Origin of the sequence: Streptomyces dysideae, assembly GCF_001514305.1 — a bacterium.
GTDB lineage: Bacteria > Actinomycetota > Actinomycetes > Streptomycetales > Streptomycetaceae > Streptomyces > Streptomyces dysideae.
Map to the genome: position 1 here is coordinate 17,802 of NZ_KQ949090.1, position 14,534 is coordinate 32,335.

The following is a 14,534-nucleotide window of genomic DNA, read 5'->3' on the forward strand; positions in this document are numbered from 1 at the left end:
ACCGACCGCAGCCGGACAGAGTCTGTCCTGGCGATACGCGTAGCAGGACCGACCGGCGAGGAGTTGAGCCGACGATGCAGTGTCCGAAGTGTCGTGCCCCGATGCACACGTACAACCGCAACGGCGTTCAGATCGAGCAGTGCAGTGGCTGCCGCGGGATATTTCTCGACTACGGCGAGCTGGAGGCGCTGACCCGACTGGAGTCCCAGTGGTCCCAGCAGGCGCCGCCACCTCCGTCCGCCCCCCAGGCGTACCCGGCGGCCCCCGTAGCTCCCGCGGCCCCCGCCTGGGGCGCCCCGCAGGCCGGCCACCACGGTCACTACGGCCACAAGCGTCAGAAGAGCTTCGGCCGCATGCTGTTCTCCAGCTGACCGTTCGAGCTGCTGACCGGCACACGACGAAGCCCCCGACCACAAGGCCGGGGGCTTCGGTGTGTGGACGATACTGGGATTGAACCAGTGACCTCTTCCGTGTCAGGGAAGCGCTCTCCCGCTGAGCTAATCGTCCTCGGGACCTCGATCCGAAGATCGCGGGTACTGCGTGCGCGATACTGGGATTGAACCAGTGACCTCTTCCGTGTCAGGGAAGCGCTCTCCCGCTGAGCTAATCGCGCGAGGGATCCGAAGATCCAGTGGACGATACTGGGATTGAACCAGTGACCTCTTCCGTGTCAGGGAAGCGCTCTCCCGCTGAGCTAATCGTCCTTGGAGGTGGAGACGGGATTTGAACCCGTGTAGACGGCTTTGCAGGCCGTTGCCTCGCCTCTCGGCCACTCCACCAGGAGTGTAGGGGGTCGGGAAGATCCCCTGTTTCCTTCGAGCGGACGACGAGGCTCGAACTCGCGACCTCAACCTTGGCAAGGTTGCGCTCTACCAACTGAGCTACGTCCGCTTGTCGTTTCCGTCCGCTCCCGCGGCTCGGCGACGTGTTGAACTCTAGCGGATTCCGGGGCCAGTACAAAAACACGTTTGTGCAGCGTGCTGCGCTGCGCCTGCTCATGGACCTGGTCAGGGTCGCCGAGGGGGCATGACCAGGTCACCCACCGGACGCCGGCCATAGACTCGACAGCGTGCTCGCCCTCCCTCCCCTCGCCCGTTTCGGCGACCGCGTCGCCAGCGGTCTGCTCGACGTCACCAGTGACCCCGCGGCCCTCGACTCCACCGGTTTCTGGGCCGTCGCCGCCGACTTCGAGGGCCGCCTGACCTGCGCCCGCTTCCGGGACGTACGGGAGGAGCCGGTGCCCGCTCCGGTGCCGGGGGAGTGGCACGGCCCCGCGGCCGGCGACTGGACGTCCTCCCTGGACCGTGCCGCGTACACGGCGGGCGTACGTCGCATCCGCGAGCACATCGCGGCCGGCGAGGTCTACCAGGCCAACCTCTGCCGCGTCCTGTCCGCACCCGTCGCCCCCGGCGCCGACGTGGACGCCCTGACCGCCCTGCTGGCCCGCGGCAACCCGGCACCGTACGCAGGAACGATCCGCCTCCCGGACCACGGCGTGGAGATAGCCACCGCCTCCCCCGAGCTGTTCCTGCGCCGGGACGGACGGACCGTCGAGTCCGGCCCGATCAAGGGCACCGGCCGCACCGAGGCGGACCTCCTGGAGAAGGACTACGCCGAGAACGTGATGATCGTGGACCTGGTCCGCAACGACATCGGCCGCGTCTGTGCCACCGGCACGGTGAGCGTCCCTGACCTGTGCGCGGTGGAGAAGCACCCGGGGCTCGTCCACCTCGTGTCGACGGTCCGGGGCGAACTGCGCGAGCACGCCGGCTGGCTCGAACTGCTCGACGCCGCCTTCCCGCCCGGGTCCGTCACCGGCGCGCCCAAGTCGAGCGCCCTGCGGATCATCGACGCCTTGGAGACGGCACCCCGCGGCCCGTACTGCGGCGGCGTCGGCTGGGTCGACGCCGACCGGGGCAGCGGCGAGCTGGCCGTCGGCATCCGCACCTTCTGGATCGACCGCGCCGAAGGCGTGCTGCGCTTCGGCACCGGCGCGGGCATCACCTGGGGCTCGGACCCCGAGGGGGAGTGGCGGGAGACCGAGCTGAAGGCGTCCCGGCTCCTCGCGGTAGCGTCGGGTGCGTACACGAGCGAAGGGACCTTGAGGTGCTGTGCCTATCCGGGGGGCGCCGCATCCGACAACGGCTCCGCCGCGGGCCGGACCCCCGGCCGAATCGACGCACCCTGTACAGACTTGCGAGGTAGAGACCAGTGAAGCTTTGGCTCGACGGCGGGCTGCAGGACATCGAATCCGCCCGTGTCTCCGTCTTCGACCACGGGCTGACCGTGGGCGACGGCATCTTCGAGACGGTGAAGGCGGTCGACGGGAAGCCGTTCGCGCTCACCCGCCACCTCGACCGGCTGACCCGCTCGGCCCGCGGCCTCGGCCTGCCCGACCCCGACCGCGACGAGGTCCGCCGCGCCTGCGCCGCCGTCCTCGAGGCCAACCCGATGCCCCTCGGCCGCCTGCGCATCACGTACACCGGCGGTCACGGCCCCCTCGGCTCCGACCGCGGTGAGCACGGCCCGACCCTCGTGGTCGCCCTCGGCGAGACCACCCGCCGCCCCGACTCCACGGCAGTGATCACCGTGCCGTGGACCCGCAACGAGCGCGGCGCACTCGCCGGCCTGAAGACGACCTCGTACGCCGAGAACGTCGTCGCTCTTGCCCGTGCCCGCCGGCACGACGCCTCCGAGGCCCTGTTCGGCAACACGGTCGGACAGCTCTGCGAGGGCACCGGCTCCAACGTCTTCGTCGTCCTCGACGGCGAGATCCACACCCCGCCGCTCGCCTCCGGCTGCCTCGCGGGCATCACGCGCGCGTTGACGGCCGAGTGGACCGGCGCCAAGGAGACCGACCTCCCGCTGGACGTCCTGGAGCGCGCCGATGAGGTCTTCCTCACCTCCACCCTGCGCGACGTACAGGCCGTGCACCGCGTCGACGACCGCGAACTGCCGGGCGCGCCGGGCCCGGTGACCGCCAAGGCCATGCGGATCTTCGACGAGCGGTCCGGGGACGACCTGGATCCGTAAGAGCCGCGGATGTCGAAGAGCCGCGGATATCGCGGATATTCGGCTGACGGACGGCTCGGCGGCGGGTAGAACACCCGTGATGACCACCACCCTGCGGCCGACCGAGCCGCTCCAGCACAACACCGACGGGACGCGTTCACGTCACTACCAGGTGTGCGTGAACAGCCGTCCGGTGGGCGGGGTACACCTCTCCACGCATCCCGAGTACGGTCCCGCCGTCGCCCGCGTCAGGGACCTGCACATCGAGGAGCCGGACCGCAGGCGCGGGCGCGGCACGGTGGCGGCTCTCGCAGCTGAAGAGGTCGCACGGGGCTGGGGCTGCAAGCGCATCGAGGTGTCCGTCTCCGGCGACGACGAGGCCGCGCTCCGGCTCGCCACGGCGCTCGGGTACGTCCTGCGCAGCCGGAACATGACGAAACGCCTGGACGGAACCCGCCCCGCACTGCCCGCCGGCAGCACGGCCCGGCCCATGACCGAGGCCGAGTACGGCCCTTGGCTGGCGTACGGGCGGGAGCAGTTCGCCCGCAGCATGATCGAACGGGGCGTCTCCGCCGACGAGGCGTACACCAAGGCGGACGAGAGTCACGCGAGATTCCTGCCGGACGGCGTGGCCACCGAGAACACGCTGATCAGCGTGCTGGAGCACGAGGCGATACGGGTCGGCGTGCTCTGGCTGAGGCTGTGGCCCGAGACGGCGTTCGTGCTCGACGTGGAGGCTGACGCCCGCCACCGCGGCCACGGCCGCTCACTGATGCTGCTCGCCGAGGCCCAGGCGGTCGAGGGCGGGAAGGACCGCATCAGCCTTCATGTCTTCGCCGGCAACACCCCGGCCGAGCGGCTCTACGAGTCACTCGGCTACGAGACGACCGACCACCACCTGTACAAGGAACTGCTCTGAGGTTCAGGACCCCTCGGCCAGCAGCCGGTCCACGATCTCCTCGACGTGCTCCCGCAGCCCCTCCTGGCTCTTGCCGCCGTCGAGGCGCTCCCCGCCGATGACGTACGTCGGGGTGCCGGTCACGCCGATCGCCTTGCCCTCGGCCTGGTCGGCGTCGACGATCAGGATGTGCCGGCCGTCGATCAGCGCGGTGTCGAACTCCTCGGCGTCCAGGCCGAGTTCTCGGGCCACCTCGACCAGGAAGGGTTCCCCCTTACGGTCCAGCTCCTCGACCCGGGCCAGCACCGCCTCGACGTACGGCCACCCCTGTCCCTGCTCCGCGGCCTCCTCGGCGGCCTGCGCGGCGGCGAAGGCGTGCTGGTGCTTCTCCAGCGGGAAGTGCCGCAGCCGCAGCTCCAGCCGGTCGCCGTAACGGGCGCGCAGGGCACGGAGGTCGTCCAGGGCGCTGCGGCAGTCCGGGCACTGCAGTTCGCACCAGACATCGAGAACGGGGGCGGGGGAGGAGTCGCTCATGCCCACAGTGTCCCAGCCCCGGGCCACCGGACCCAATCCGACCTGGTACGACGCCGTGAGGGTCCGCCGCGGGGACCGGCACCTGCGGAGGAGCCGACCCGGAGATGTCCCTGATGTCGGGCCGGGGCATGGCCCGGCGGGGGCGGAACGGTGCAGGATGGAAGGGACGAAGTGCTCTGCCCGACCCAGCCCGCCAGGAGGACCGGATGATTGCCGAGACTGTCTGTTCCGCCGTCGCCGCGGCCGGCCTGGGCATCGCGGCGGTCACGGCGTACCGCAAGCGTTTCCTCGCGGCCACGCGCATCGCCGCCTACTCGCTGGTGCCCCTCGGCCTGGTGATGACCGGCGTCGTCGACTGGCTGGCGGACACCGCGTTCAGCCCGACGGCCTGGGCGGGCTTCGGTGTGCTCGGCGCTTCCTGGCTGCTGTTCGCGAGCACACGCGCGGTGGAGCGCCGCCGCGGCGGCACCCGCAAGGAGCGCAAGGAGACCCGGGCGGCGGGCCGCGGCGAGGCGGTGGCCTCTGCGGCCTCGGCACCCTCCCTGGGGCCGGGCACCCGCCCGGCGGCCAAGCCCGCGACCGCACCCCGCGCCGAGGCCGCGGACGACTTCAGCGACATCGAGGCCATCCTGAAGAAGCACGGCATATGACCTCCGCACGCGGGACTGAAACGACACAGTGGGCCGGCGTCCGCCCGTAAGTGATCAAGAACAGAACGGGACGTGACGGAATCCGGCGAACTCCCGGATATTCCGGGCGTGTTGATCGCGCGGAGTGGGTCCGCTGCGCCATCATCGCCCGCGAGATGCTGGACACGACACAGAGCGACGCCGCGCCGCCTCAGGACGAGCCGCGCGGGTGCCTCTTCGCCCTTTCCCAGCCACCGCTGATGATCTTCCTTGCGGTGATCGGGTGTCTGCTGCTCATGGCTTCGCTGCACGATCTGCTGCTGCTCTGAGCCGTACCCGTGGTCCTCGGCGTCACCCGCCGGGGACCACGTCGACACCGATGTCCCGGCCGGGGCCTCAGCCCGCGGCTTCCTTGCGGCGCGCCCGGTACGCGGCCACATGCAGGCGGTTCCCACAGGTACGGCTGTCGCAGTAGCGCCGCGAACGGTTCCTCGAGAGGTCGACGAAGGCGCGCCGGCAGTCCGGGGCCTCACAGCGCCGCAGCCGCTCCTCCTCCCCGGCGACCACGAAGAACGCCAGCGCCATCCCGCAGTCGGCCGCCAGATGGTCCGCGACGGACGCGCCAGGGGCGAAGTAGTGCACATGCCAGTCGTAGCCGTCGTGGTCGGTCAGCCGGGGCGTGGTGCCCGCGGCGGCGACCAGCTCGTTGATCAGCCCGGAGGCGGTCCGGGCGTCCGGTGCCGCGAAGATCCCGGCGAACCGCCCGCGCACCTTGCGCACCGCGGACAGATCGAACTCCGAGAGCACTCCGACATCGCTGATTTCGTGCTTTCGTACGAAATCCTTGAGGGCCGAGACGTCCGGCAGCCCGTCCGGCGTCCCGTCGTCGTCCGGCACGGTGTTCACCAGATCCACCACGGCATCGAGGGCGCACCGGGTGTCATGGGTGATCAGCACGTTTCGCTCCCTGGCCAGTGGGTCGGGCGCATGCCCGCCTGATGCTGGCCGATGGTAGTGGCTTGCGGAGGTGCGGTGACGGGCCGGTGCGTCGCCCGTGCCGGTGAGCGGGCGAATCCCGTGCCGCCGGTGCCGGGTGCACGTACATCGGCGCCGCCCCGCGAGAAACCCGCGGGGCGGCGCCGATGATTACCCTATGTGATTGTTTGGGCCCGAGCCGTCACCCCGAGTCGACGGCGCCGGGCGGCTTCACGGGGCCTCGCCCTAGCTCTCCGCCAGGATGTGCGACAGCTCCTGATCGAGGTCGAAATGCCGGTGTTCCGTGCCCGGAGGCACCGCCGCATCCGTCCGCTTCAGGAAGGACTCCAGGGCCCGTGCCGGGGCCTCGAGCAGAGCCTCACCCTCCGGGGAGCTCAGGGCGATGCAGACGACGCCCTGGCCGTGGCTGCGTGACGGCCAGACACGGACGTCGCCGGTTCCGGTGGGCCGGTGGAGGCCCTCCGCGAGGAGGTCGCGGGCGAACACCCACTCGACGGTCTCCTCGGCTCCGGTGTGGAAGGTGGCGTGCACGGCGTAGGGGTCGGCCGTGTCGTACCGCAGGCCTGCGGGGACAGGCAGGGAGGACTCACTCGACACAACGAGGCGCAGGTGCAGCTCGCAGCTGACCGTGGTGTTCATAAGCGCCAGGGCCTTTCGCTCAGTGTGCGCTCGGGGATTCGCACGTCGGCGAAATCGACATGCCACCTACGGTGCCGTTGTAAACCCCTCTGAGTGTTTTGCGTGCCTTTACGTAACTCTTCCGGCCGAGAACCAGTTCGCGAGGTACGGCCATTCCGGTGACCGGTTTCTCTCGGGTAGGGTTTGGTCATATGAATACGGGGAGTGACGAGCCTGGCGAGGTGGCCGTGGCGGTGAACGAGACCGGAGTGAGCGGTGTGAAGGACGAGCGGGCGCTCGGCTCAAGAGCACCGGCATACATCAAGGCGCGCCGCATGCTGCACCTCAGCTGGCAGGTGGGCGTCTTCATCATCGGCCTGGCGGTCGTGGTCGCCGGCATCATCATGCTGCCGCTGCCGGGACCCGGCTGGGTTGTGATCTTCGGCGGCATGGCGATCTGGGCGACCGAGTTCGTCTGGGCCCAGCTGGTGCTGCGCTGGACCAAGCGCAAGGTCACCGAGGCGGCACAGCGGGCGCTCGATCCCAGGGTCCGGCGCCGCAACATCATCCTGACCGTGACCGGCCTCGTGATCGTGGCCGTACTCGTCGGCATCTACGTGTGGAAATTCGGCTTCGAGATGCCCTGGAAGATCAAGGACCAGTGATCGGCGACCGGGGCGCGGGTGCCTCCGGCACCGGTCCGGGCGGGTCACACGCACCCCCTGACATGGGGTAATGTTCTTCCTGCGCCCGGGCGATTAGCTCAGTGGGAGAGCGCTTCGTTCACACCGAAGAGGTCACTGGTTCGAACCCAGTATCGCCCACCCGGATCCGGCGGCCCGTCTGCGACAGAGCAGACGGGCCGCCGGCGTTTGCACGGGCGGATCCCGCGGGCGGGGTGCGCCATGAGCGGATGTCGCGACTCCGGATGTGACGCCTCGTAAGGCTCCGCTCCGCTTCGCACGGCGTGACCTTTCACGCCGTCAACTCCCCGCCGGGTAGGCGACTTTCGGCCGACCGGTTCACGCGTGCGACAGCCCATCTCCTGTTCGGTCCACTGGGTATACGCCCCTCACCTGCGGCAACGTCCCGACCTGCGCGCAGCTCGCTCTCGAACCGCCGTCGAACCGCCCATCGAGCCCACAAGAAATTCCTGTCCGAATCATTGACGCACCCTCAGGCCCTCCGTAACTTGTGCCAGCAAGCGCTTACTTGAAACGATTCATGCAGGCGGCAACGATGCTGCGCGGGGAGGCCCGACTGTGGGAACCAGCAGGAATGTTGAGAGGCGTACGATCCTGAAGGCGGCCGGCGCCACGGCGGCCACGCTCGGGCTGGCCGCGACGACGGGGTGCGGAGGCGGCAGCGGTTCCGGGGACGGGACGGTGACACTCCGTTATGCGTGGTGGGGCGGCGAGCCGCGCACCATCGCCATCAAGAAGACGATCGCGCTCTTCGAGAAGAAGTACCCGAAGATCAAGATCAAGCCCGAATTCACCGACTACCAGGCGTTCTGGGAGAAGTTCCAGACGCAGGCCTCCGGCGGGAATCCGCCGGACGTTTTCCAGAATGCGGTCGGTTTTCTGCGCAAGTACGACAAGCGCGGTGTTCTGATGGATCTCAAGACGCAGGCGGACGCGGGGAATCTGGACCTGGAGAACTTCCGCAACGGCGTTCTGGCGAACGGTCAGGTCGACGGCAAGCAGATCGGCATACCCGTCGGCGCCAACACCATGGCGCTCGTCATCGACCTCAAGGCCTTCGAGAAGGCAGGCGTCGAGGCGAAGTTCGGCTGGACCTGGGACGAGTACTTCGACGCGCTGCAGACGATCCAGGACAAACTGAAGATCGCCGGCGACACCGGCTACTTCACCATCATGTATCTCTACGACCTGTACCTGCGTCAGAACGGGAAGGCATTCTTCACCGACTCCGATCTCGGCTTCACCGACGACGATCTGACGCAGTGGTGGGAGGACGGCTACAAGCGCGTGAAGTCCGGCCTGGTCGCCGACCCCAAGAAGATCGAGCAGGTCGCGCCCAAGTCCGGTCTGTCGGCGGGCCTCGCCGCGTCCGAGTTCACCTGGGACAACTTCTCCATCCGTTACGAGGGCGAGGGCGAGTCGGACTACGGGCTCGCGCCGATCCCCACCACGGACGGCAAGGACACCGGCCAGTACCTCGGTTCGCTGATGCTGAGCGCCTTCTCCGGGACCAAGCACCCCAAGGAAGTGGCCCAGTTCATCAGCTTCATGGTCCACGACCCCGAGGTCGGCAAGATCATGGGCTACGACCGCGGCATCCTCGCCACCACCGAGCAGTACGACGCGTTCAAGCCCACCGACGCCAACAACAAGGGTGTCGCGGCCTACGAGGACGAGGTCGCCGAGGCCGGAGTGCTCGGGAAGATCACCCCGCACCCGTCCGGCGCCGACGTCATCGAGGCGGCCTTCCTGCGCCTCGGCGGCGAGATCGCCCAGGGCAAGACCAAGCCGGCCGACGCCGCGAAGGCGCTGTTCAGCGAGGCCAAGGCCGCGTTCGCGGGCTGAGGGGATGTACCACCATGACGCTCGTCAAGGAAGCGCCCGTGCGCCCGGCGAAGAAGCGGTCCGCCGCTCCTGCCGCCGGGCGGCGCGGGCGGCGCCGCGAGAACCTCGCCGGCTATCTCTTCATGTCGCCGTGGATCGCGGGGTTCCTGCTGCTCACGGCGGGGCCGATGATCGCGTCGCTGTACTACGCGTTCACCAGCTACAACCTGTTCACGCCGCCCCAGTGGGTGGGGCTGGACAACTTCACGACGATGTTCCAGGACCCGCGCTGGCAGAAGTCGGTCGAGGTCACGCTGAAGTACGTCGTCGTGGCCACACCGCTGAAGCTGCTGCTCGCGCTCGGGGTGGCGCTGCTGCTCGCGCAGAAGCGGCGGGGACAGGCCCTGTACCGGGCCGCGTTCTACATGCCGTCGCTCATCGGCGCCAGCGTCTCCGTGGGCTTCGTGTGGCGGGCGCTGTTCTCGGACGACGCGATCGTGGATCGTACGCAGAAGATCTTCGGTCTCGACGTGGGAGGCTGGATCGGCAACCCGGACTACGTCATCTACGCCCTGGTGGCCCTGAGCATCTGGCAGTTCGGCGCGCCGATGGTCATCTTCCTGGCGGGGCTCAAGCAGGTGCCGCAGGAGCTGTACGAGGCCGCCGAGGTGGACGGGGCCGGCCCCCTCCGGCGGTTCTGGAACATCACGCTGCCGATGATCTCGCCGGTGCTGTTCTTCAACGTGCTGCTGGAGTCCATCCACGCGTTCCAGGTGTTCGGCTCCGCTTACGTCGTCTCCGACACCCGGTGCGGACCGGCTGACGCCACCCTCGTCTACACCTGTTACCTGTACCAGAAGGGCTTCAAGGAGGCTCAGATGGGCTTCGCCTCCGCGATGGCCTGGACGCTGGTGATCGCGGTGGCGCTCGTCACGGCGGTCCTTTTCTGGTCGCAGAAGAAGTGGGTGCACTACGAGGAGGCCGCCAAGTGACCAGTGCCACCAGCCCTGCCCTGCACACCGCGAACGAGCGGCGGCGCTTCGGATCGATCACCTGGCACGTGGGCGCGCTCGTCGTCCTCGCGGTCGTCCTGTATCCCGTGATCTGGGTGGTCGGTGCCTCGTTCAAGCCGAGCAAGGACATCATCGCCAGCCTCGACCTGCTGCCCACCAAGCCGGTCTGGGCGAACTTCTCCGGGCTCGCCGACGGTATCTCCGGCATTTCCATCAGCAGCTTCTTCACCAACTCGCTGATGTACGCGGTCCTGGCCGTGGTCGGTGTCGTGCTGTCCAGCTCGCTGACGGCGTACGCCTTCGCCAAGATCCGGTTCGCCGGGCGGAACCTGCTGTTCACGCTGATGATCGGCACGCTGCTGCTGCCGTATCACGTGCTGCTCATCCCGCAGTACGTGCTCTTCCGCAACCTCGAGCTCACCGACACCCTGGTGCCGCTGGTCGCGGGTAAGTTCCTGGCCACGGAAGCCTTCTTCGTGTTCCTGATGGTGCAGTTCATGCGCGGGCTCCCCAAGGAGCTGGACGAGGCTGCCAAGCTCGACGGCTGCGGGCATCTGCGCACCTACTGGTCGATCGTGCTGCCGCTGAGCCGGCCCGCGATCATCACCAGCGCGATCTTCACCTTCATCAACGCGTGGAACGACTTCATGGGGCCGTTGATCTACCTCAACACCCCCTCCAAGTACACCGTCTCGCTCGGCCTGATGATGTTCCGCGATCAGGAGGGCATCTCCAACTACGGCAGCATGATCGCCATGTCGCTGGTGGCGCTGGTGCCGGTCATCGCCTTCTTCATGGCCTTCCAGCGCTACCTCATCGACGGTATGGCGACCTCCGGACTGAAGGGCTGAGGCGGTCACCATGGCGCAAGCACGCGTGAAGGCCCGCTCCCCGCGCAAGGAGTCCGTGTTCGGCGAGCGCTTCGCGGTCTTCGCCGAGTGTCTGCTCACCGGCGTGTGGATCGCCCTGGCCTGTCTCGGGGGCGTCACCTACCCGGCGGCCTTCGCCGCCGGCGCACGGCATCTGCGGCGTCGTACGACCCACGAGGGCGGTGGCTGGCGGGAGTTCGTCGCGGACTTCCGTACGGCCCTGCGCGGCGGGTGGGTCGTCGGGCTCGCCGGGTGGGTGGCGGCCGTCGCGGTCTGGGTGGATGTCCTGGCCGCGCGGGCCGGGATCCCCGGTGGACCGTTCGTCGGGGCCGTGGGCATCTTCGCGCTGATCGGGCTCGCCGTGGCCCTGCTGCGGGCGGCCGCCGTCTGGACGCCGGGTGCCACCTGGCGGGCGCTGCTCGCCGACGCCGGGCGGCGGACCGTGCTCGATCCCGCCGGGTCCTTCCTGGTCGTCTGTGGGCTGGGCGTCGTGGCCCTGTCCGCCATGTTCATCGCGCCGCTGGCGGTTCCCGTCCTGGGAGCCGTCGTGGCTGCGGCCGTGGCCGTCGAGGAGCGGTACCGGCATCGCTGACGGGCGGTGCCCTCGCACAAGGTCGGCGCCCTGGGCGTCGTACCTCTCTCTGTCATGCCCCTGGCAATCCTGAGTCCCGCACGGAAAGGAAAGGCCATGTCTCCCATCCCCCGCAGGTCCCTCCTCAAGGCGGCCGCCGTCGCCGGCGCCGCCGCACAGTTCAGCTGGGCGCTAGGGTCGAAGGACGCGATGGCCGCGCCCAGAGCCGAGGCGGCGGACGCCGACCCCGTGACCCTGGACTGGCTGGAGGACGGCGGCCTCGGCGCCGCCCCCGGCTCCACCCTCGGCGTGCCCTGGCCCAAGGGCGCCTTCCAGGACGACCAGACCTTCGCGCTGACGGACGCCGACGGCAAGTCCGTCCCCGTACAGTCCTGGCCGCTCGCCTACTGGCCCGACGGATCCCTCAAGTGGACCGCCCACGCGGTCAGTTCGGGCACCGGCAAGCTCACCCTCGCCGCCGGCGAGCCCGCCGCCCCCGCCAAGAAGGTCACCGTCGACAGGAGCAGCGGCACCATCACCGTCTCCACCGGCGTCATCACCGCGAAGATAGGCAACTCCGGTGCCACGCTGATCAAGTCGGTCACCCGCGGTTCGACGGAGATCGCCAAGAACGGCCGACTCGTGCTGATCCGCCAGCCCGAGATCGAGGACGAGGACCAGGGCGCGGTCAAGACCGAGCGCTTCGAGGGGGCCATCTCGAAGGTCGAGGTCGAGCAGTCGGGCCCGGTCCGCGCGGTCGTCCGCATCGACGGCAAGCACCGCAAGGGCAACCGCGGTTGGCTGCCGTTCTCCATCCGCCTCTACTTCTACGCGGGCGCCGACTCCTTCCGCATGGTGCACACCCTCACCTTCGACGGCACCCAGGAGCCGGGCAAGGCCAGCGGCGACTTCATCCGCGGGATCGGCGTCCGCTTCTCCGTGCCGATGCGGGACCAGTCGTACGACCGCCACATCCGCATCGGCGGCGACGGCACCGGTCTGCTCCGCGAGGCCGTCAAGGGCATCACGGGCCTGCGCCGCGACCCGGGTGCGGCCGTGCAGGCGGCCCAGTACGCCGGCCAGAAGCTGCCCGACCCGTCCACCTGGGACCAGCGGGTCACCACCCGCCTCCAGTACATCCCCGAGTGGGGCGACTACACCCTCTCCCAGCTCTCCGCCGACGGCTTCACGCTGCGCAAGCGCACCAAGAAGGGCCACGGCTGGATCGGCGCCGGCGGCGGCAGGCGCGCCTCCGGGTTCGGTTACGTCGGCGGCGTGAGCGGCGGATTCTCCTTCGGGCTCAGGGACTTCTGGGAGAAGTTCCCGGCCCAGCTCGACATCCGCGACGCCCAGACCGACGAGGCCGAGGTCACCCTGTGGCTCTGGTCGCCCGAGGCGCAGCCCATGGACCTGCGCTTCTACCACGACGGCATGGGCCAGGACACCTACGCCAAGCAGCTCGAGGGCCTCAACATCACCTACGAGGACTACGAGCCGGAGTTCGGCACCCCCTACGGCATCGCCCGTACCTCCGAACTTCTCTTCTGGGCCAACGAGTCGACCCCGAGCGCCGAGGACATGGCCGAACAGGTCGAGGCCGTACGCACCCCGCCACAGCTGGCCGCCCCGCCCAAGCAGCTCATCCAGGCGGGCGTCTTCGGCGGGCTGTTCTCCGAGCCCGACCGCTCCACCGCCGCCAAGGCGAAGATCGAGGATCACCTCGACTTCCTCCTCACCTACTACAAGGATCAGGTGGAGATGCGTCGCTGGTACGGCTTCTGGGACTACGGCGACATCATGCACTCGTACGACGAGGCCCGGCGCCAGTGGCGCTACGACGTCGGCGGCTACGCCTGGGACAACTCGGAGCTGTCGCCCGACCTCTGGCTGTGGTTCGCGTACCTGCGCAGTGGCCGTGCGGACATCTTCCGCTTCGCCGAGGCGATGACCCGGCATACCGGCGAGGTCGACGTCTACCACATCGGTGAGTGGGCGGGCCTCGGCACCAGGCACGGCGTGCAGCACTACGCGGACAGCGCCAAGCAGCAGCGCATCGCCAACACCACCTACCGCCGCTACTACTACTTCCTCACCGCCGACGAACGCGTCGGCGACCTCATGCACGCCAACGTCGACTCCGACGAGACGTTCCTCGTCCTCGACCCGATCCGCAAGATCCGCACCGAGCCGTACGAGCCGGACCGCAACGCCCTCTCGATCGGCTTCGGCACCGACTGGAGCGGCCTGGTCTCCGCCTGGCTCACCGAGTGGGAGCGGCGCGGCCCCAAGTGGGAGAAAGCGAAGGCGAGGGTCATGTCGACCATGGAGACCATCGCCGCCCAGCCCAACGGCTTCGTCCAGGGCAGCGCCCTGTACGACCTGGACACCGGGAAGTTCGCGATCGCCGAAGAGGCCAAAGTCGGTGTCTCGCACCTGTCGGCGATGTTCGGCCTGGTCGAGCTGTGCGCCGAGCTCATCGATCAGATCGACATGCCGGCCTTCGAGGAGGCCTGGCTCGACTACTGCCGCTATTACAACGCCACCAAGGCCGAACAGGCGGCCCGCTACGGCTCCAACTTCGGCACCCTGCTCCTCTTCCAGGGCCACTCGCGCCAGGACGCGTACGCCGCCGTCAAGTTGGGCGACGACGCGCTGGCCGCGCGCGCGTGGCAGCAGTTCTACAACAGCCGGGACACCTGGGACTACAAGGAGTCCACCGACTGGTCCACCAAGAAGATCGAGGGACCGGCCGCGCTGGTCCCGGGCAGCGAGGCGGCGTGGGTGTCCACCAACGCCACCGCGCTGTACGGGCTGGCGGCGATCCAGAACCTGGCCCTGGTCGGCGACAAGATGCCCTCGTAGTGGT

At 69.0% G+C, this 14,534-nt stretch carries 15 protein-coding genes and 6 tRNA genes; 13 read left to right on the forward strand and 8 right to left on the reverse strand.

Annotated elements, in window-relative coordinates; all coding sequences use genetic code 11:
- Positions 1–74 precede the first annotated feature (74 nt).
- Complete coding sequence (locus AQJ91_RS23955; protein WP_079085160.1) at positions 75–371, forward strand: TFIIB-type zinc ribbon-containing protein; 297 nt, start codon at positions 75–77, stop codon at positions 369–371.
- Positions 372–435: 64 nt separating this feature from the next.
- Here the strand turns inward: AQJ91_RS23955 and AQJ91_RS23960 are convergent.
- The 5 genes from AQJ91_RS23960 to AQJ91_RS23980 all read right to left on the reverse strand — a co-directional run bounded on the left by AQJ91_RS23960 (position 436) and on the right by AQJ91_RS23980 (position 891).
- Positions 436–507 (reverse strand) — tRNA-Val (locus tag AQJ91_RS23960).
- Positions 508–541: 34 nt separating this feature from the next.
- Positions 542–613: transfer RNA gene (locus AQJ91_RS23965), tRNA-Val, on the reverse strand.
- Between the two features lie 19 nt (positions 614–632).
- Positions 633–704: transfer RNA gene (locus AQJ91_RS23970), tRNA-Val, on the reverse strand.
- A 1-nt stretch (position 705) separates the two neighbouring features.
- Positions 706–779, reverse strand: a tRNA-Cys gene (locus AQJ91_RS23975).
- 39 nt (positions 780–818) lie between these two features.
- Positions 819–891 (reverse strand) — tRNA-Gly (locus AQJ91_RS23980).
- Between the two features lie 178 nt (positions 892–1,069).
- On the opposite strand from AQJ91_RS23980, the gene AQJ91_RS23985 reads away from it, so the two are divergent.
- The 3 genes from AQJ91_RS23985 (at position 1,070) to AQJ91_RS23995 (ending at position 3,931) form a co-directional block, all read left to right on the forward strand.
- Positions 1,070–2,215, forward strand: a complete 1,146-nt coding sequence (locus AQJ91_RS23985; protein WP_067025470.1) for a chorismate-binding protein — start codon at positions 1,070–1,072, stop codon at positions 2,213–2,215.
- Positions 2,212–3,033: an aminotransferase class IV gene (locus tag AQJ91_RS23990; RefSeq protein WP_067025473.1), complete on the forward strand. Its 822-nt coding sequence runs from the start codon at positions 2,212–2,214 to the stop codon at positions 3,031–3,033. Before AQJ91_RS23985 ends, AQJ91_RS23990 begins: the two co-directional genes overlap by 4 nt.
- Before the next feature lie 79 nt (positions 3,034–3,112).
- Positions 3,113–3,931, forward strand: a complete 819-nt coding sequence (locus tag AQJ91_RS23995) for a GNAT family N-acetyltransferase (protein ID WP_067025477.1) — start codon at positions 3,113–3,115, stop codon at positions 3,929–3,931.
- Positions 3,932–3,934: 3 nt separating this feature from the next.
- Here the strand turns inward: AQJ91_RS23995 and AQJ91_RS24000 are convergent, their stop codons facing one another.
- Positions 3,935–4,444, reverse strand: coding sequence for a DsbA family protein (locus tag AQJ91_RS24000; protein WP_067025480.1), 510 nt, complete (start codon positions 4,442–4,444; stop codon positions 3,935–3,937).
- A gap of 206 nt (positions 4,445–4,650) precedes the next feature.
- On the opposite strand from AQJ91_RS24000, the gene AQJ91_RS24005 reads away from it, so the two are divergent.
- Positions 4,651–5,094 (forward strand): hypothetical protein, encoded by a 444-nt coding sequence (locus tag AQJ91_RS24005; RefSeq protein WP_067025483.1) that lies wholly within the window; start codon positions 4,651–4,653, stop codon positions 5,092–5,094.
- 155 nt (positions 5,095–5,249) lie between these two features.
- On the forward strand, positions 5,250–5,402 hold the full coding sequence (locus AQJ91_RS54535) for a hypothetical protein (RefSeq protein ID WP_020128804.1): 153 nt from the start codon (positions 5,250–5,252) through the stop codon (positions 5,400–5,402).
- A 67-nt stretch (positions 5,403–5,469) separates the two neighbouring features.
- Here AQJ91_RS54535 and AQJ91_RS24010 read toward each other — a convergent pair whose 3' ends face one another.
- Both AQJ91_RS24010 and AQJ91_RS24015 read right to left on the reverse strand, forming a co-directional pair.
- On the reverse strand, positions 5,470–6,030 hold the full coding sequence (locus AQJ91_RS24010; protein ID WP_067025486.1) for a CGNR zinc finger domain-containing protein: 561 nt from the start codon (positions 6,028–6,030) through the stop codon (positions 5,470–5,472).
- 264 nt (positions 6,031–6,294) lie between these two features.
- Complete coding sequence (locus AQJ91_RS24015; RefSeq protein ID WP_004002642.1) at positions 6,295–6,708, reverse strand: SsgA family sporulation/cell division regulator; 414 nt, start codon at positions 6,706–6,708, stop codon at positions 6,295–6,297.
- A gap of 191 nt (positions 6,709–6,899) precedes the next feature.
- On the opposite strand from AQJ91_RS24015, the gene AQJ91_RS24020 reads away from it, so the two are divergent.
- From AQJ91_RS24020 to AQJ91_RS24050, 7 genes are all read left to right on the forward strand, one after another.
- Positions 6,900–7,352, forward strand: coding sequence for a TIGR02611 family protein (locus AQJ91_RS24020; RefSeq protein WP_067025489.1), 453 nt, complete (start codon positions 6,900–6,902; stop codon positions 7,350–7,352).
- 87 nt (positions 7,353–7,439) lie between these two features.
- Positions 7,440–7,511 (forward strand) — tRNA-Val (locus AQJ91_RS24025).
- 438 nt (positions 7,512–7,949) lie between these two features.
- Entirely contained in the window at positions 7,950–9,236 is a 1,287-nt protein-coding gene (locus AQJ91_RS24030) for an extracellular solute-binding protein (protein WP_067025493.1), read from the forward strand.
- Positions 9,237–9,250: 14 nt separating this feature from the next.
- Positions 9,251–10,207 (forward strand): carbohydrate ABC transporter permease, encoded by a 957-nt coding sequence (locus AQJ91_RS24035; protein WP_067025496.1) that lies wholly within the window; start codon positions 9,251–9,253, stop codon positions 10,205–10,207.
- Positions 10,204–11,079, forward strand: a complete 876-nt coding sequence (locus AQJ91_RS24040; RefSeq protein ID WP_067025499.1) for a carbohydrate ABC transporter permease — start codon at positions 10,204–10,206, stop codon at positions 11,077–11,079. Before AQJ91_RS24035 ends, AQJ91_RS24040 begins: the two co-directional genes overlap by 4 nt.
- 10 nt (positions 11,080–11,089) lie before the next feature.
- Positions 11,090–11,689, forward strand: coding sequence for a hypothetical protein (locus AQJ91_RS24045; RefSeq protein WP_067025501.1), 600 nt, complete (start codon positions 11,090–11,092; stop codon positions 11,687–11,689).
- 96 nt (positions 11,690–11,785) lie between these two features.
- On the forward strand, positions 11,786–14,530 hold the full coding sequence (locus AQJ91_RS24050; protein WP_067025504.1) for an exo-rhamnogalacturonan lyase family protein: 2,745 nt from the start codon (positions 11,786–11,788) through the stop codon (positions 14,528–14,530).
- Positions 14,531–14,534 lie beyond the last annotated feature (4 nt).

Excerpts from the sequence above, each read along its gene's own strand:
- AQJ91_RS23955 (WP_079085160.1), top strand. The coding sequence starts at position 75 with ATGCAGTGTCCGAAGTGTCGTGCCCCGATGCACACGTACAACCGCAAC.
- AQJ91_RS23995 (WP_067025477.1), top strand. The coding sequence starts at position 3,113 with ATGACCACCACCCTGCGGCCGACCGAGCCGCTCCAGCACAACACCGAC.
- AQJ91_RS24000 (WP_067025480.1), bottom strand. The coding sequence starts at position 4,444 with ATGAGCGACTCCTCCCCCGCCCCCGTTCTCGATGTCTGGTGCGAACTG.
- AQJ91_RS24005 (WP_067025483.1), top strand. The coding sequence starts at position 4,651 with ATGATTGCCGAGACTGTCTGTTCCGCCGTCGCCGCGGCCGGCCTGGGC.
- AQJ91_RS54535 (WP_020128804.1), top strand. The coding sequence starts at position 5,250 with ATGCTGGACACGACACAGAGCGACGCCGCGCCGCCTCAGGACGAGCCG.
- AQJ91_RS24015 (WP_004002642.1), bottom strand. The coding sequence starts at position 6,708 with ATGAACACCACGGTCAGCTGCGAGCTGCACCTGCGCCTCGTTGTGTCG.
- AQJ91_RS24020 (WP_067025489.1), top strand. The coding sequence starts at position 6,900 with ATGAATACGGGGAGTGACGAGCCTGGCGAGGTGGCCGTGGCGGTGAAC.
- AQJ91_RS24035 (WP_067025496.1), top strand. The coding sequence starts at position 9,251 with ATGACGCTCGTCAAGGAAGCGCCCGTGCGCCCGGCGAAGAAGCGGTCC.
- AQJ91_RS24045 (WP_067025501.1), top strand. The coding sequence starts at position 11,090 with ATGGCGCAAGCACGCGTGAAGGCCCGCTCCCCGCGCAAGGAGTCCGTG.
- AQJ91_RS24050 (WP_067025504.1), top strand. The coding sequence starts at position 11,786 with ATGTCTCCCATCCCCCGCAGGTCCCTCCTCAAGGCGGCCGCCGTCGCC.